An 18,580-nucleotide genomic window follows, 5' to 3' on the forward strand; every position below is an offset into this window, starting at 1 on the left:
ACGAGCATGACTAGATCGGATGATCGGATCAGGTAAGCGATAGAAAGGATGAGGCTACATATGGAACGCGCGAAAGCGATATTGCAGCGTGACCGCAAGAAAAGATTGGAGGCCGGGCACCCGTGGGTGTTTGCCGGCGAGATAAACCGTGTCGAAGGAGAGGCGACTCCCGGAGATCTGGTTGACCTTGTCACGCATCAAGGCAAATACTTGGCAACGGGGTATTGGAATCCCAAGTCGCAAATTACAGTTAGGGTTACATCCTATAAACCGATTGAAGCCATGGACGAAGCTTACTTCCGGGAACGTTTCACGCAATGCGCGCAGCATCGGAGCCGTTTTGTAAACGGTCATGATTGCCGGTTGGTGTACGGAGAGGCTGACTTTCTGCCGGGTCTTATCGTAGATCGGTTCGGTGGTGTACTAGTCGTTCAATTGCTGACTTTAGGCATGGATATTCGCCGAGATGCGATTGTCGCGGCTTTAGTTGCCGTATTTGCTCCGCAGGGCATTTACGAGCGCAGCGATGTATCCGTTCGCGAGCTGGAAGGAATCGAGCAGCGGACAGGCGTTCTATTCGGCGATTGTCCGCGTATCGTGGATATCCTGGAGAATGGCCTTCGGATGGAAGTGGATATTGTAGAAGGGCAGAAAACCGGTTACTTCTTCGATCAACGCGAGAACAGAGCTTCGATCGCACCATTGATGCTTGGCTGGGGAGCGCGCAGCGGCATTCGATTGAAGGCAGCCGAAGAGGGCGAGCCTTCGTCTGCTCCTTCGGACGATACCGGAACATTGGCAGCTCTTAACGAAGAGAAGCTTGTCCCCGTCAATGCGAATGGCAAAGTAGTCACATTCCCGTATTGGGATGGCGCTACGGTGCTCGAATGTTTTGCGCATACGGGCAGCTTCACGTTGCATGCCTGCAAATATGGCGCAAAGAAAGTAACATGCCTTGACGTATCCGAGCATGCGATCGAAACCGCACGCCGAAATGTCGTTCGGAACGGTTTCGAGGAACGAGTGGAGTTTGTTGTCGCGGATGCATTCGAATATCTTCGCAGACAAGTGAAGGGAATCGAAGAACGCCAAGAGCGCGGCAGCGCCAAGGCCGTGGATACCTCGAAGAAGATGGGAGAAGCCGGCCGGAAATGGGATGTAGTCATTCTTGATCCGCCGGCGTTCACGAAGTCGAAGAACGCAATTGAAGGCGCAGTACGGGGCTACAAGGATATCAACCTTCACGGGATGAAGCTTGTGAATGAAGGCGGCTACCTGGTTACGGCCAGCTGCTCCTACCATATGCGTCCTGAGCTGTTCCTCGAGACGATCCAAGCGGCTGCGATCGACGCAGGGAAGACGCTTCGCTTAATCGATTGGCGCGCAGCAGGCAAGGACCATCCCCAAATCGTCGGCGTCAATGAAGGCCATTATTTGAAGTTTGGGATATTCGAAGTACGGAGCCGCTAGTATCAACTTGATTATCGTATTTAACGCTCCTAATCTTAGGCAATCGCTTAAGAGTGGGAGCGTTTTTGTGTCGTTGCATCCGCACTGTTGGCGGCATTAGCGCATTCATGTACAATGAAGGCATCCAACTACTAAATGAAAGCAGAGTGAATGCCAGCGAATGCGAGCGTCTCTTCGAACGAAGCTCATTATCGGATTTTTGGCGGTTACGGTACCGCTCTTTGCACTGTTGCTCTACAACAATTTCTATGCGATGAATGTCGTGCGCGAGGAAGTGGGGCAATCGAACAAAAACTTACTATCCATGTACCGCAATGAAATTGATCGCACACTCGTCGAATCGGAGAGCTACTTATACAATTTCGTTGTGTTGAATGAGGATTTGCGACGGTACGGGAAGTCCCAGCCAAGCAGCGCAGCTTATTTTTTCTCTAAAGTGCGAGTGCAGAACAAGATGATTCAAGATATGGTGAATTACCCGAATGTCAATTTAGTTTTCACGTATGGCAAAGCAGAAGATGAGCTGCTAAGCACTTCTTTTCGCGGGGGCGATGCAGCAAGGCTTGAATCGGTCACCAAGGTGCTGAAGAGCTACATTGCCAGCCAGTCTGATGCGCAGCTTCATGAGAAGTCGTGGAAGGTCATCAAACAAGACGGTGAGCTTGCCATCGTTCGGCTCGTGCCAACGGATTACGGACAAATTGTCGGCGTCTGGACCGATATCGATAAGCTCATGGTACCGCTTAGCTATCTAGAGCTCGGTAAGCAGGGACAGGCTATGTTCATTGCGCGCGACGGTACGCCTCTTACTACTGCATACGTAAGGGGGTTAAACACCGCTGGAACGAAGCTCTCGCTTCCGAGCGAGAATGAGCGGTACACCAGATTGCATATGGCCGATCAAAGCGATTATCTGCTCGTTTCAACCGCCTCAAAGTTCGCCCCGCTGCATCTTGCGGTGCTCGTTCCTGAAAGTACATTGCTGCAGCAGCTGCCCTACTTCCAACGATTATTTTTCATCATTCCCTTATTCGGCTTGGCCGTTCTGGTCATTTACTTGCTGCTGCTTCAGCGCGCGCTGCTTAAGCCCATGTATGAACTGATCAAAGGGATGCGGCAAATTAAGCGCGGTGATCTGGAGACGAGGCTGATGGCGGGGAGTACGAGAGAGTTTGGCATCATAAACGATACATTCAATGATATGGCGTCACAGGTGCATGATTTGAAGATCCACGTGTACGAGGAACAGATTCGAACACAAAGAGCGGAGCTCAAGCATCTACAAGTGCAAATCAATCCCCATTTTCTGTTGAATGCAATCAATATCATATACAATCTGGCGGAACTGAACAAAACCGATCTCATCAAGAAAATGTCAACGCATATCTCGAAATATTTCCGCTTCGTCACACGAACGAATTTAAATAGCGTCAGCGTGAACACAGAGTTCGAGCATTTGCAAAGTTACCTTGAAATTCAGCAGCTGCGATTTCCACAGTATTTGCGGTACGAGATCAACATTTCACCGGGACTAGAGAAGGAAATGCTGCCGCCGCTCATCATTCAGCCGTTTGTCGAAAATGCTATCGTGCATGGGTTCGAAATGGGGCCAGAGCACTTCACGATCCGTATTGCAGCCAAACCGGCAACTAACGAAGACGCTGCTTACTACGAGGTAACGATCAGCGATAACGGTGTTGGTATTGCGGATGATCAATTGGTAGAACTGCAGCGCGGTGATATCCATGCTGATTTCGAGGACGGTCACCTCGGCATATGGAATGTGCGGCATCGGCTGAAGCTGCAATACGGTACTTCGGCAGAACTGAAATTTGAGCATGGAGAACCGAAAGGCACCGTAGTAACGCTCCGGATTCCATGCTCGACGACGACGTCCACTGGATAAAGAAAGGAAGGCTATCATGTATAATCTGCTGCTCGTTGATGACGAATGGTTTGCGATTGAAGGACTTAAGAGCGGAGTAGACTGGGAAGGACTCAAATTCGGTGCGATTTATGAGGCTCATAACGCCGAGCAGGCCATGCAAATCTTGCAGCAAACCGCAATCGATGTAATGGTATGCGATATTGAGATGCCGGGAGGCAACGGGATTAGTCTCATGGAGTGGGTGAAGGAGCAGCAGCTTTCACTGGAGACGATCTTTCTTACTTGTCATGCCGATTTTAAATATGCACAGCGCGCCGTCCATTTAGGAAGCTTCGATTATTTGCTCAAGCCGGTTGATTATCGCGAGCTGCAGGATACGGTGCACAATGCACTGGAGAAGGTCGCTGCCGCCCATGACGCTAAGCAGCGCAGCGAAGCGTATGAGAAAGTATACAGCAAGTGGGAAATGAGTAAAAACGTGCTGTTTGAACGGTTTTGGCAGGATTTATTTTGGCAGCGGCTTATTCCAACTCCAGCTAACATTGAGCGTGCATTGACGGAAAGCCTGATGCCGCTATCGACGGAAGCGCGCATACTCCCGATTCTGATCGGGATTGAACAATGGGGGAAGCCACTGAACACTAGAGAAGAGGAAATGATGGAGTTCGCTCTGCGAAATGCAGCGAGCGAGATGCTGCTGGGCGGCTTTCCCGGTCAGGTGCTGCAAGACGGCAGCGGCGTTCAATTCGCGTTGTTCTTCGACGATCCGAACAGCGGAAATCGCAAGCCGCAGTATGATGAAATCAAACGCAGCTGTACAAGCTATATCGACGCATGCGCTGCCTATTTATATTGCCACGTATCTTGTTATATCGGAGATTGGGTTCCTCTAAGTGATGTATCCCGGCTTTATAACGCTTTGATCCAAATGGAGCACCACAATGTCACTAGGTCGCAGTCTGTTCTGTTCTACAGAGAGCAGCCGTTGGAGGCGCGCGCGACGAGGCTTCCCGCATTGTTCCAATGGTCAGAGCTGCTCGAGCACGGCAAACGGGAGGAGCTGCTGCTACTTGCGGATGAAGTATTCGCGGACCTGCGCAAGGATACGAACGTGACTAGTGAAACGCTCCGCGCCTTCTACCATGCACTGCTGCAAACGATTTATTATGTGCTGCATAAGAGGGGCATATCTGTCGTAACGGTATTCCCGGGAGGAGTACTGTTGGATGAAGCGAGTGCAACGCGCTCGCTTCATGCCCTTCAAGTACGGACACAGAGCATGATCGACACGGTAACCATGCATATGTCGCTGCTGGACACGGAATCCACGTTTGTTGATAAAGTGAAGCGTTATATTAGCGATCATCTGTTTGATGATTTGTCCCGAGAAGAGCTCGCTGCTTTTGCCCACATTAATTCGGCATATTTATCGAGGCTGTTCAAGAAAGAGGCCGGAGTGAGCTTGACCGACTTTATCGTAGAGGAACGGATGAAGAAAGCCAGGGAAATGCTGCTGTACTCCGAGGAGTCCGTTAGCAATATCGCTAAAGCGTTCCACTATACCAACTTTTCGCATTTTTCCAAGCTGTTTCGCAAATATTACGGCATGAATCCTCAGGAATACCGGAGACAGTTCACAGAGGAATGAGAGAGTCTGCTAAGGAGCAATCCTTAGCAGGCTCTTTTTTTTAGTTATTATGCAAATGTCACAATCGGTATTGAGGATGTCATCAATCGAGTAGGTGGATCATAGAGGAGCGACTAGAATAAAGCTATAGTTCACAAGAGGTTTGGAGAGATGAAGGATGCAGACGGTGCCTAAATCAGCGAAGAGATTTTCATTATGGAAGGCGATCGTAAAGTACCGCGTTTTGATTATCATGACGATCCCGGGACTGCTCTATTTTATGATTAATAACTATTTGCCGATGTTTGGAGTCATTATTGCGTTTAAGGAGCTCAGCTATACGAAAGGAATTCTGGGCAGTGATTGGGTAGGGTTCAAAAACTTCGAATTTCTATTCAAGACAGAGAGTGCCTACATCATTACGCGAAATACAGTTCTCTATAATACCGTGTTTATCTTTATCAATGTAGTTCTATCGGTCGCAGTAGCCATTCTGCTGAATGCGATTAAGCGCAAGATCGTTTCTCGCTTTTACCAGAGCATCATCTTGCTCCCGTATTTGCTCTCGGCCGTTATTATCGGTTATCTCGTATTCAGCTTCCTGAGCGTCGAGTACGGCTTCGTCAACAAGCTGATCCTGGAACCGCTTGGAATGGATACGGTTTCGTGGTACAGCGAGCCGAAATATTGGCCGTACATCCTCATAATCGTCAATGCATGGAAGAGCGTCGGTTACTTCAGCATCGTTTACTTGGCGGCGATCGTCGGTATCGATTCGGAGTATTACGAAGCAGCTGTGCTGGATGGTGCGAGCAAGTGGCAGCAAGTGAGATCCATTACTATCCCGCTCATTATGCCGGTCATTATGACGCTTACACTGCTGCAGATCGGTCGGATTTTCAACGCAGACTTCGGCTTGTTCTTCCAGGTTCCTATGAATTCCGGCGCACTGATGTCCACTACGGATGTCATCGACACTTATGTATATCGAGCCTTGCTCCAAATGGGCGACATCGGCATGGCTTCCGCTGCAGGATTATATCAGTCCGTACTGGGATTCCTGCTCGTATTCGGAGTAAATGCTGTCGTTCGAAAAGTCAACAAAGAGAATGCATTATTTTAACGGAGCAAAGGGGAATATGAACATGATGAACGTTATCTCGACAAGGCGGAGCAAGCAGTGGATCATTCATCTTCTGTTTCTGATGTATATAGCCGCAACGGTCTTTCCGCTTCTGCTGGTGTTTATGGTTTCAATCACAGAGGAGAAATCGCTGCTTATTCACGGGTATTCAATTCTCCCGCATCAGATTGATTTTAGCGCCTATCGCTACCTCTTCCATGACTCACAAACGATTGTGCGAGCTTATGGCGTTACCATCTTAGTGACGATCGCGGGAACGATTGGTTCATTGCTCATGACATCATTGTTCGCTTATCCCTTGTCCAGGCGGGACTTCCCGTTTCGAACGCCACTTACCTTTTATGTTTTCTTCACGATGCTCTTTAACGGAGGACTTGTGCCATGGTATCTGGTGTATACCAAGTATCTAAGCCTAGATAATACGCTGCTCGCATTAATTATTCCGAATTTACTGATGAGCGGCTTCAATATTCTCATTATGCGCACCTTCTTTATGAATACGATTCCGCCGTCGATTATTGAGTCGGCTTCCATTGATGGCGCCGGGGAGCTGCGGATCTTCTGGCAGATCATCCTTCGACTGTCGCTGCCGGTCATGTCCACAATTGGACTGTTCTGCACGTTAGCCTATTGGAACGACTGGTACAATAGTTTAATCTTTATCAGCGATTCTCACAACTACAGCATCCAATACCTGCTGAACAAGACGCTGCTCGATATTCAAGTGCTGCTCAGTCAGACGGGCAATTCCGGGCAATCTCAGTTGCTCGCGAATGCACCTACGGAGACGATTCGAATGGCGATGGCCATTATCGGAATCGGACCGATCATATTGGCTTATCCATTCTTCCAGAAATACATTGTGCAAGGCTTAACGGTAGGCGCCGTGAAAGGCTAATTCTGGAATGTTGAGTTCCGGTTTAGTATAAAGAAACTAACGGAGAAAAATTGGGAGGTTAAGAAAATGAGAAAGCACGTCAACAGGTATCATCTTGTCCTTCTGCTTCTGCTGGTCTTTTCACTGGTTGCAGCAGGCTGCGGTTCATCAGGCAACAACAGCAAAACGAATACCACGAACAGTGAAAGCAAGGACAGCAACAATGGCAAGAACGAAGGCACGGAAACGGCAGATACCTCCAAGCAAGATCCGTACAATATCGTTATGGTGTTCCCTGGTCCTGAACCGAAGGATCAGAAGCTTGTCCTAGATGAAGTGAATAAGATTCTTACATCCAAAATCAATGCGACGCTGGAGATCAAATCGATTGACTGGAGCGCATGGAGCGACAAAACGAATTTGATGTTTGCTTCCGACGAACCGTTCGACCTGATGTTCTCTGCGGGCTGGTTCGGTTTTACACAGCAGGTTGCAAAAGGTCAGTTTATTCCGCTGGATGATTTGGTCAACGAATATGGTCAAGATTTCTTGAAAACAATCGATCCGGCAATCGTCAATGCGGCAAGGGTAAACGGCAAGCTGTACGGCATGGTTGCGAACAAAGAGTTTGCTGCGGATAAAGGACTTATTCTACGCAAGGATCTGGTCGATAAATACAAATTTGATTTATCCACAGTGAAAGAACTGGCTGATATGGAGCCCATGTTCAAAACGATCAAAGAAAACGAGCCAGGCGTTACCCCATTCATTACAACAGGCGGGGCATCCCCATCGGCCATGATTTTGGATTACGGCTATTACGATATGCTTGGTGAAGGACCGGGTGAGCTGGTGCGTACCGGTTCGGATCTGAAAGTCATCAACAAAATCGAAGATCCCAAATATATGGAATATGCAAAGCTGATGCGAAAATGGTACGAAGCGGGCTATGTCAACAAAGACGCGGCGACGCTTCAAGATATCGGTAAAGCACTTGGTGCCGGTAAAGCCTTTGCCCAAACAGGATCGTTTAAGCCAGGCTCTAATCTTGACAACTCCCGCACACAAGGAACCGATCTGGTAGAAATTCAATTGGCGACACCGTTCACAAGTACGACGGACGCGACAAGCGCTGTATTAGCGATCTCCAGAACCTCAAAGGATCCGGCACGCGCGATGCAGTTTGTTAACCTGCTCTACTCGGATAAAGATATTATGAATCTGCTCATCAACGGTATTGAAGGCAAGCACTATGTGAAGAAGTCCGACAATGTGATCGATTTCCCTGCCGGCGTTGATGCAGGCAGTTCCGGCTATCCGCCAACAAGAAACTGGATGCTGGGCAATTTGCCGCTCGTTTATCTATGGGCAAGTGAAGATCCGCAGAAATGGGAAGCTTATGCGGCTTACAACAAGAGTGCTGAGAAGTCTCGTGCACTTGGTTTTGCTTTCAACGCTGAGCCGGTGAAGACAGAGATTGCAGCAACAAGCAACGTAGAAAAAGAGTTTAAGAATGTCATCGTAACCGGTTCTGTAGATCCGGAGAAATATATCCCAGACTTTATTGCGAAGATGAAAGAAGCCGGTATGGACAAAATCATTGCGGAGAAGCAGAAGCAATTGGACGAATGGGCGAAAGCTAATCAATAAGGATGAAGGATGGGGAGCACCATGAAAGAGATAAAGATCGGTATTATCGGGCTTGGCGGCATGGCAAACGTGCACATGGAGTATATGGCCAAAATCGAAGGTGTTAGCGTTACTGCTATATGCGATTCGAATGCAGAAGCAGTAGAACGTGCCGGGGAGAAGCTGGGCATTCCGGCTGAGAAACGGTATATGAGTTATGAAGCTATAATTGCAGACAGCGATGTGGATGCCGTATTGTCCATCACGCCGAATCAAGTCCATCATGCGATTGTAAAATGCTGCTTGCAGCACGGGAAGCCGTTCATGACGGAAAAGCCATTTACAAGAACCTATTCGGAGGCGCTTGATCTGCTGCAGCAGTATGAAGAGAATCCGATTCAATCGATGGTAGGTTTCTCCTACCGCTACGTTCCTTCATTCCGCTATGCTCGCGATTTGGTTCGTTCCGGCAAGCTGGGAACCGTCCGTCATATCTTCGTGCAGTATTTGCAATCATGGGGGGTTGCGATGGTCGGCACTCCGATGAACTGGCGCTACCGCAGCGAATTAACCGGAACTGGGGCGCTTGGCGATCTTGGTTCCCATATGGTCGATGCCGCACGGTTTATCGTTGGCGAGATTGCGGAAGTGTCTGCTCAAATGAAAACCTTCATCGTGAATCGTCCGGACCCGGCAACAGGTAAGGTAGGCACAGTGGATGTGGATGATTTTACAGGCTTCTTGGCGACGTTGGAATGCGGAGCTGCAGGTGTGTTTCAAACCTCCCGCAATGCTTATGGCTCCGGCAATCAGCTGGAAGTGACGATCTATGGCGATCTTGGCACAGTTTCGGTCAGCTGTGAGCGCGGTCAGGAATTGACTTGGATTCAGCCGCAAGTTGATGCAGCAGACCCATCTATTAGTATGAGTAGTGTTCATAAAGTGCCTGCGCAGTATCATATTACGCAGATGCAGGATTTCATTGATATGCTCCGAGGTCATGTTCGTGAGGAGCTTCCTTCATTGTTGGATGGTTACCGCAATCAAGAGGTGCTTGAAGCCATTCAACAAGCAGCCGAGCAGAAGAGAACCATTGCTTCTGCGGATGTCCGCGAAGCAGCATTGGAAGCGGGAGGTATAAGCTAGTATGACAAAAGTTACAATATGGAATGAGTATCGGCATGAACTAACGAATCCGACCGCGGCTTCTATTTATCCGCAGGGGATTCATCAGGTAATTGCGAGCGGCTTGCAGGCGCATGAGTTAAGCACCTGTACAGCCACTCTGGATGAGGCAGAACACGGACTAACCGAAGAAGTGCTGCAGAACACCGATGTGCTGATTTGGTGGGGACATATGGCACATGATGAAGTCCGAGACGAAATCGTGGAGCGCGTTTATACGAGGGTGCTGGAAGGTATGGGTTTGATCGTACTTCACTCCGGCCACTATTCTAAAATATTTAAGAAGCTGATGGGCACAACCTGCGCGCTCAAATGGCGGGAAGCGGATGAGAAAGAGCGACTATGGGTAGTCGATCCCGCGCACCCGATCGCAGCGGGCATTGGCGAGTTTATTGAGCTGGAGCGGGAAGAAATGTACGGCGAGCATTTCGATATTCCGGCACCGGATGAGCTTGTATTCGTGAGCTGGTTCCAAGGCGGGGAAATCTTCCGCAGCGGCTGCACGTATAAGCGCGGGCAAGGAAATATCTTTTATTTCCGACCGGGACACGAGACATATCCAACGTACCACAATCAAGACGTAATCCGCGTCATCGCAAACGCGGTGAAGTGGTCGGCAGCAGGAAAAGGCGCAGCACCAAAGTATGGCCATGTGCCGGTGCCTCTTGAAACGCTATAAGGTTAACGTGCAGCGCATTAGCGCTGCACGTTTTTTGTTGCAAGGGGCTGATGAAAGGCCGGATGCCGAATGTAGAACTTAAATTGTAGAATGTAGAATTATTTCAGCCAAATGACTGGGGTGAAAATCTAACGAACCGTAAGGCATTATTCCTCCGTTGATTGGTTATCTGGAACAAAGAACAATTTACCTTCATATAAATCGAACAAACGTTTGCTTTTTGGGGTGAAACAAGATTAGGCGTATGGTAGAATAGTAGAATCGAATAACGAGAAGAGGTTGGCGGATTATGACGCTCCGATTTGTAATTGGCCGGTCAGGGTCGGGTAAGACCCATTATTGTTTGGATCGAATTCGCAGCAGCCTGCTGGCGCAGCCAGATGGGCCGCCGATCGTCATATTAGTGCCGGAGCAGGCAACCTTCCAAACGGAATACGCATTGCTGAACCATGCAGAGCTTAGTGGTTCAATACGAGCGCAGGCGCTCAGCTTCCGCCGTCTGTCTTTCCGGATTATGCAGGAGACTGGCGGCACGGCACTGGTTCCAATCAGCGAGAACGGCAAGAATATGCTGCTTTACAAAATCGTCCACCGTCTCGAGGAGCAGCTGCAATTGTTCAAAGGCAGCGAGACCCAGCATGGATTTATCGAACGTCTGGGCGAGCTGATGACCGAGTGGAAACGATACGGGATCGGCACAGACGAGCTGTCCTCCTTCGTCGAAAGCCGCATGCCTCAGAAGGGCAGCTCGCTGCTAGGGAGAAAACTTCATGATCTACAAATGATAGCCTCAGGCCTTGAGCGTGAATTGGACGGGCTTTATGTGGATGCCGAGGATTATTTGAGCTGGCTGGTTAAAGGCTTTCATCAAGCGCCTTCTATGGCGGATACAGAGATTTGGGTAGATGGCTTTCACGGCTTTACGCCCAAGGAATTCGATGCGCTAGGCACGTTGATGAAGTACTCCAAAGGTATGACGGTGACGCTATGTCTGGACAAGCTTTACGAACAAAGCGAGCAGCCGCATGAACTGGATCTATTCCGGCCGACTGCGGAGACCTATATGAAGCTGCGCGATTTGGCAGTCGAGAACGGCGTAGAGATCGAAGAGCCTGTCCTGTTAAGCGGAACGCCTTACAGGTTCAAGGAAAACCCGATGCTTGCGCATATGGAACGCCATTACGGCGGAAGGAAACCTCTTAATCTGTCGGAGACTGAGTTGAATCAAGGAGGCGTATCGCTCCATGCCGCAGCTAATCGCCGTGCAGAAGTAGAAGCGGTAGCTCGCGATATTACGCGCAGAGTACGTGATGAAGGGCTGCGCTATCGGGATATGGCCGTTATGGTACGGAATGCGCCTGATTACAACGATTATATTAAAGCCGTATTCGCCGATTACGGCATTCCCTTCTTCCTCGATCAGAAGAATGGTGCGCTTCATCATCCATTCGTCGAGTTTATTCGTTCCGCGCTGGAAATCGCGACGCACGGCTGGCGTTATGAAGCCGTATTCCGCTGTATTAAATCAGAGCTTCTCATTCCAGAGGATGGCAGCATAACGCGGGAAACGTTTGATTTGCTGGAGAACTATGCGCTTGCAGCAGGCATGAACGGCAACAGATGGACGACGCTCAGCCAGTGGAAGCCTTTAATGCGAGATACGCTGGATGGCGATCCCGTTCAAGCGGGCGAGAATGAGCTGCGAGAATTTGATGCTATAATGGCCGCCAGGGAAGCGGTTGTACCGATTCTGCGAAAATTCAGCAGAGAGATGAAGAAAGCCAGCAGCGTCAGACAAATGTGCGAGGCCATGTACAGACTGCTCGTCACAATCGAAGCGCCGGATCGGATGGAGCGCTGGAGCCGCAAAGCGATTGCGGATGGCAATCCCCTGCGGGCGAGAGAGCACCGGCAGCTGTGGGACGGCGTTATGGATTTGCTCGATCAGCTGACCGAAATGACGGGAAGCGAATCGATGCCGCTCGAGCTGTTCACGGGCATGGTGGAGACGGGACTTGAGAGCTTAAAGCTTGCATCCGTTCCGCCTTCGCTTGATCAAGTGTTGATCGGAAGCATGGATCGTACGCGCTCCGGTCAAATCACAATCTGTTATTTGCTCGGTGCGAACGACGGCGTCATGCCGCAGCGCATGCAGGAGGATGGCGTACTGACCGAGCAGGAGCGTGAAACGCTGGAATACGGCGGACTTGTCATGGCGCCGGGCGTTCGTCGCAAGCTGCTGGATGAGCGGTTCATGATCTACAACGCGCTTACGACCCCAAGCGAGCATCTGTGGATAAGCTGGCCGCAGTCGGATGAAGAAGGGAAAAGCTTGCTTCCTTCCGAAATTATTCGCCATATTAAAGGACTCTTCCCCGGCATGATGGAGAAGGGAATCGCAGGCGAGCCTGTTCCGGCTATGCCGGAGTCCGAGCAGCAAGCATTTATGGCACATCCTGAACGAACGCTCTCATACCTAATCACGCAATTGCGGATTTGGAAGCATGGCGGCGAGATTGCTCCGCTTTGGTGGGAGGCTTACAACTGGTTTGCCGTTCGGCCGCAGTGGCAGGACAAGCTGCAGCGCCTTGTTTCTTCTTTGCAATATACCAATGAGGAAGTGACGCTTTCCCCGGAAACAGCTGAGCAACTATATGGAACGCTGTTGCGAGGAAGCGTGTCTCGGATGGAGCGTTTCGTGTCTTGTCCGTTTCAACATTTTGCGATACATGGTCTCCGTCTTCGTGAGAGAGCCCTTTATAAACTAGCTGCGCCGGATATCGGACAGCTGTTCCATGCTGCACTGAACCGGCTTACGGAAACGTTAGGCGACAGTTGGGCTTCGCTCACTCCGGAACAGCTGCGCGACGCTTCGACGGAGATCGTAAACGAGCTCGCAATGAGGCTGCAATCGCAGATCCTGTTCAGCAGCAACCGCCATCAATATGTAGCGCGCAAGCTTCGCGATACCATTAGCCAAGCTGCGGTTATTCTGGGTGAGCATGCAAGGCGGGCACAGTTTAAACCGGTTGGACTTGAGATTGGCTTCGGGCCGCAAGGGCCTTTGCCTGCGGTTACGATCCCGCTGTCCGACGGCAAAATGCTGGAGATGGTCGGCCGAATTGACCGTGTTGACGCTGCTCAGACGACTGATGGTCTGCTGCTTCGTGTCATCGACTATAAGTCCAGCGCGAAGCAGCTTCGCTTGGAGGAGGTTGCTTACGGCATGGCGCTGCAAATGCTGACCTATCTGGACGTTCTGCTTACGCATGCACCGGAATGGCTTGGACAGCCTGCGAAAGCAGCAGGTGCGTTATATTTCCACGTGCATAATCCGATGCTGTCTACCTCCAACGGTATGCCGCCTGCGAAGGCGCGCACTGAAATACTGAAACGATTCAAGCTTAAAGGACTGGTTCTGGCAGATGAAGAAACGGTCAGAATGATGGACGGTGCGCTTTCAACCGGTTATTCCGAGCTGCTGCCGCTTGCGCTGAAGCGTGACGGCGGCTTCTATAGCAGCTCGTCAGTCGTATCTGATGAGCAGTGGGGAACGCTGCGCCGTTCGGTGCGAGGAACACTTCGCCGAATCGGCGACCGGATCGCGGGCGGAGATGTTTCGATTACCCCGTATCGGCTGGGCAATAAGACACCATGTCAATTTTGCGCGTATAAGCCGGTATGTCATTTTGATCCATTGGTAGAAGGCAATTGCTATACAAGGCTGAACAAGCCTGGTAAAGATGAAGTTTGGGAGCTGCTTGCGAGCGGTGATGATGATGCAGGCGGTACGGTTGATGTTCAAGAAGATACAGGGAAGGAGCAAAAGGGATGACGACAACGTTACCCGGGAATACGACAATTCCGCCAAAGCCGATCGGAAGCACGTGGACGGATGACCAGTGGAGAGCCATCGTAACAGGCGGCAGTAATATCTTGGTTGCGGCGGCTGCGGGCTCAGGCAAAACTGCCGTACTTGTTGAACGGATTATCCGCAAAATCTCGGCAGATACCGATGTCGATCGGCTGCTTGTTGCGACCTTCACGAAAGCGGCGGCCGCGGAGATGAAAGAGCGAATTCGAATCGCCTTGGAGAAAGAGCTGGATCGAAATCCGGGCTCCGATCATCTGCGACGTCAGCTTGCCTTAATGGGGCGCGCCTCGATCACGACGCTTCATTCCTTCTGTCTTGATGTTATTCGGCGCTACTATTCGTTAATCGGACTCGATCCCGGATTTCGCATCGCCAACGAGACAGAAGCGGAGCTTCTGCGCATTGACGTGCTTGATGCATTATTCGAAGAGCGGTACGGAGAACCGGAATCGGAGGAAGGCCAAGCGTTCCTTCAGCTGGTTGACAAGTTCGGCGGGGAACGCGGCGATGAGCCGCTCTACGCGCTTGTTATGAAGCTCTATCACTTCTCGCAAAGTCATCCTTGGCCGAAGGTATGGCTGGAGGAGACGGCGAACGCGTTCCAAGTTCAGGATGCGGAAGAGCTTAGTCAAACCGAATGGGTGACGAGTTTGACGGATGCCGTATCGTTGTCTCTGCAAGGCGCAGTCAGCCTGCTGGAACAAGCGGAGGCTCTAACCTACCAGCCCGGAGGTCCGGATGCCTATGGCGAGACATTCCGAGATGATTTGGCGCTTGTTCGCTCGCTTCTCTATCGGGTTGAAAGTCAGCCATGGACCACATGGCATGAAGGCTTCACTACTGCCAGCTTCGGGAAGCTGAAGAGCCAGCGAGGCGATGTATGCGACAAGGCACTGCAAGAGCAGGCCAAAGACTTGCGTGATCGTGCCAAGACAATCATCGCTGATTTAACCGACGAGCTGTTTACTCGTACTCCGGAGGAGTTTGCGGCAGAGCTGGCCGAGATGGCTCCGCTTATGAAGACACTGGCTTCCCTTGCCGATCAGTTCGGCAGCCGGTTCGAAGCGGCGAAGCTGGAGAAAGGTCTCATCGATTTCGGCGATATGGAACACTATTGCCTGCGCATATTGCGCGATGCTGATTCCACAGCCGCTTCGTTAGTACCGTCAGCAGCGGCATTGGAATATCAGCAGCAGTTTCAAGAGATTTTGCTCGATGAATATCAAGACACGAATATGGTTCAAGAAGCGATTGTATCGCTAATCTCGCGTTCAGGCAGAGGGAACCGATTCATGGTAGGCGACGTGAAACAGAGCATCTATCGATTCCGCTTGGCGGAACCGGGATTGTTTTTGCGTAAATATAAGAGTTATCACATGGCCGGTGAAGTGGACGCAGCAGCCTCGGAGGATGTGCCTGACGAGCAGGGCAGCGGGGAGTTTGGCGTACGGATCGATTTGGCGCGAAATTTCCGAAGTCGGCAGGAAGTCGTGGATGGCGTTAACAATGTGTTCCGCGCCATCATGCGCGAGAAAGCAGCGGAAATGGACTACGATGCGCGGGCCGAGCTGGTGTGCGGCGCAACCTATCCGTCTTCAAGCGAAGGCGGTTCTGCCGAGCGGTATGCGGTAGAGCTTGCCGTTCTTGACCGTGGCAAAGGGGAAGCTTCGGACCATTCCGCTGAATCGCAAGAAGAGACGGAAACGGAAGGCGAAGGCGTGTCGGCGGCTGAATCCGCGGAAGATTTGCAAACCGTACAGCTTGAAGCGCGCTATATTGCCAGTCAAATTGTTCGGCTGAAAGGCATGCAGACAGATGCCGCAAACGCAGAGCCCTTCGAGGTGTACGACGGCAAGAAGGGCCGTAAGCGACCGCTTGCTTGGCGAGATATCGTAATTTTGCTGCGGGCAGATAAGCAATGGGCGCCTGTCATTATCGAGGAGCTGCAGCAGCATGGCATTCCGGCTTATGCTGAACTAAGCAGCGGCTACTTCGAGGCGACTGAGGTCGAAACGATGCTTTCATTGCTGCGCGTCATAGACAACCCCTATCAAGATATTCCGCTTGCGGGCACGCTTCGTTCACCGCTAGTTGGGCTATCGGGGGAAGAGCTTGCTCTTATTCGAATCGCTGCAGGCCGCGTTTCCTATTTTGAAGCGGTCAGAAATGCAGCGGATGATCCCAATATGCCGGAAGATACGCAGCGGAAACTGCAAAGCTTCTTAGCTGCACTTGAAGTGTGGCGGGGAGAGGCTCGCCAGGGATCGCTTGCCGATTTGTTATGGCGGATCTATCGGGAGACCGGCTATTACGATTTGGCGGGCGGCATGACAGGCGGCTTGCAGCGGCAAGCGAATTTACGCGCGCTTCATGACCGGGCAAGGCAGTATGAGGCGACAACGCTCAGAGGTTTGTTCCGTTTCCTGCGGTTTATAGACCGGATGCGAGAGAGCGGCGGCGACCTCGGAACGGCCAGAGCGCTCGGGGAACAAGAAGATGTCGTACGCATTATGTCCATACACAAGAGCAAGGGGCTGGAGTTTCCGGTAGTCTTCGCTGCGGGCCTCGGCAAGCAGTTTAATAAAAGGGATCTAAGCAGTCCATTCCTTATGCATAAACAGCTTGGATTCGGTCCTCGCTATGTCGATACGGAGCTGAGAGTCAGTTATCCGACATTGCCGCAGCTGGCGATCAAACAGCATCTGGCGATGGAAACGTTGGCGGAAGAGATGCGGATTTTGTATGTTGCGTTGACGCGGCCAAAAGAGAAAATGTTTCTCGTCGGAACGGTCGCAGACGCAGCGAAGCAGCTGCAGCGCTGGGAATCGGCCCTGGATGCAGGCGGCGGATTGGCGGATTTCCGAATCGCCGGCGCGTCTAGATTCCTCGATTGGCTCGGCCCGCTCGCAATGGGAGCGGGATTACCGACTGTCATGGTAAGCGAAACGGTTGACTCCGTGGATGAAGCCGGAAATGCGGAAGCGGCTGAAAGTGAAGAAGCAGCCAGAGACGCTGAGGTTGTTGAGTCGGTGTTAGTTGGGCACGAATCCGAGGCTGCGTTGCCAGATGTCGTGGCAACAGATGGCGATGCCGGAGTCATCTCCTTCCGCGATTGGCGGACTGCAGTCGTTCCTGCTTCAGTCCTCGGCCTTGAAGCGGCAGTAGGCACGGAGGAAGAAACGGAAGAGGCGGCGGCATTCGCTGAGCGCATGCAAGCTGTACAGGAGCTTGTTCCACTGCCTGAATCGCCGGAGGCTGCGGAGGAGATCGAACGTCGACTTAGCTGGCAGTATCCCTATACAGCGGCTACGATGACGGCAGCCAAAACATCCGTAACCGAGATGAAACGGCTGCATGCCGAAGCCGGAAGGGATGAGGCGGCATTTCTGCTGCCGGAGCTTGCGGGAGACGACGGGTTAGCCGGCCTGGGATCAGCGGAAGAAGCTGATTATCTTGAAGAAGCTTCAGAGATTGAGGCTGTACAATCCTCCACTGCAAGTATAGGGATGGAGGAGCAGGTTGAGTTTCTTTTTGACGAAGAGACTATCAGTTTGGTTCAAGAGGAACCTCAGACTCGGCGTTTAGTAGAAGAGACAGCCGAACATAAAGGAAAACAAGGCGGCGATGGCGAGTATACCTTCCGTCTGCGCCGTCCGAAGTTTATGGAGGAAACTGCATTAACGCCAGCCGAACGAGGGATGGTCAGCCATCTCGTGATGCAGCATATCCCGCTGACGGACGAGCTATCGGAAGAGGCGGTTCAAGCAACAGTAGCGAGTCTTCGAGAGCGTAATATGCTGTCTGCTCAGCAGGCGGCGGCCGTGGATATCGCGGGTTCGGCGGCATTTTTTCAAAGTGAGGTCGGCCTTCGGCTGCTTCGGGCACAATGGGTGCGCCGCGAGACACCGTTTAGCTGTACGTTCCCCGCCGATCGCGTTTACCCGAATGCGTCGCACCAACTGAGCGACGAGCCGATCCTCATTCAAGGGGTTATCGACTGTCTGTTCCAAGATGAAGAAGGCAGACTTGTGCTGCTAGACTATAAAACGGACCGGATTACGTTGAAACGATGGGCGGAGGCGGCGGAACGCCACCGTTTCCAGCTCACGCTGTATGCGGAAGCGATTCATTCTATTATTGGACGCAAGATTGATGAATGTTACGTGTTCTTCTTCGATGGGGGAGAAGCGGTGAAATTGTTTTAATC

General features: G+C 51.3%; 10 protein-coding genes. All 10 read left to right on the forward strand.

Annotated features, from left to right (window positions below; translation table 11 throughout):
- The first annotated feature begins 60 nt into the window (after positions 1–60).
- The 10 genes from AC6ESO_RS09270 to addA all read left to right on the forward strand — a co-directional run bounded on the left by AC6ESO_RS09270 (position 61) and on the right by addA (position 18,578).
- Positions 61–1,470 (forward strand): class I SAM-dependent rRNA methyltransferase, encoded by a 1,410-nt coding sequence (locus tag AC6ESO_RS09270; RefSeq protein WP_497091152.1) that lies wholly within the window; start codon positions 61–63, stop codon positions 1,468–1,470.
- A gap of 160 nt (positions 1,471–1,630) precedes the next feature.
- Positions 1,631–3,376, forward strand: coding sequence for a histidine kinase (locus tag AC6ESO_RS09275; RefSeq protein ID WP_497091153.1), 1,746 nt, complete (start codon positions 1,631–1,633; stop codon positions 3,374–3,376).
- 16 nt (positions 3,377–3,392) lie between these two features.
- Positions 3,393–5,006: a response regulator transcription factor gene (locus tag AC6ESO_RS09280; RefSeq protein WP_497091154.1), complete on the forward strand. Its 1,614-nt coding sequence runs from the start codon at positions 3,393–3,395 to the stop codon at positions 5,004–5,006.
- 157 nt (positions 5,007–5,163) lie between these two features.
- Positions 5,164–6,108: an ABC transporter permease gene (locus AC6ESO_RS09285; protein WP_240548382.1), complete on the forward strand. Its 945-nt coding sequence runs from the start codon at positions 5,164–5,166 to the stop codon at positions 6,106–6,108.
- A gap of 22 nt (positions 6,109–6,130) precedes the next feature.
- Positions 6,131–7,027 carry a carbohydrate ABC transporter permease gene (locus tag AC6ESO_RS09290; protein WP_497091155.1) on the forward strand — a complete coding sequence of 299 codons (897 nt, stop codon included), beginning with the start codon at positions 6,131–6,133 and terminating at the stop codon, positions 7,025–7,027.
- Positions 7,028–7,093: 66 nt separating this feature from the next.
- Positions 7,094–8,656, forward strand: a complete 1,563-nt coding sequence (locus AC6ESO_RS09295; RefSeq protein WP_497091156.1) for an ABC transporter substrate-binding protein — start codon at positions 7,094–7,096, stop codon at positions 8,654–8,656.
- Positions 8,657–8,677: 21 nt separating this feature from the next.
- Positions 8,678–9,781: a Gfo/Idh/MocA family protein gene (locus AC6ESO_RS09300; protein WP_497091157.1), complete on the forward strand. Its 1,104-nt coding sequence runs from the start codon at positions 8,678–8,680 to the stop codon at positions 9,779–9,781.
- A gap of 1 nt (position 9,782) precedes the next feature.
- Complete coding sequence (locus AC6ESO_RS09305) at positions 9,783–10,499, forward strand: ThuA domain-containing protein (RefSeq protein ID WP_497091158.1); 717 nt, start codon at positions 9,783–9,785, stop codon at positions 10,497–10,499.
- A gap of 289 nt (positions 10,500–10,788) precedes the next feature.
- The gene (gene addB / locus AC6ESO_RS09310; RefSeq protein ID WP_497091159.1) at positions 10,789–14,334 is read left to right on the forward strand and encodes a helicase-exonuclease AddAB subunit AddB; all 3,546 of its coding nucleotides are present in this window, start codon (positions 10,789–10,791) and stop codon (positions 14,332–14,334) included.
- Entirely contained in the window at positions 14,331–18,578 is a 4,248-nt protein-coding gene (gene addA, locus AC6ESO_RS09315) for a helicase-exonuclease AddAB subunit AddA (RefSeq protein WP_497091160.1), read from the forward strand. The genes addB and addA overlap by 4 nt, the downstream gene beginning before the upstream one ends.
- Positions 18,579–18,580: the final 2 nt, after the last annotated feature.

The sequence above is a fragment of the Paenibacillus rhizoryzae genome (genome assembly GCF_059686995.1).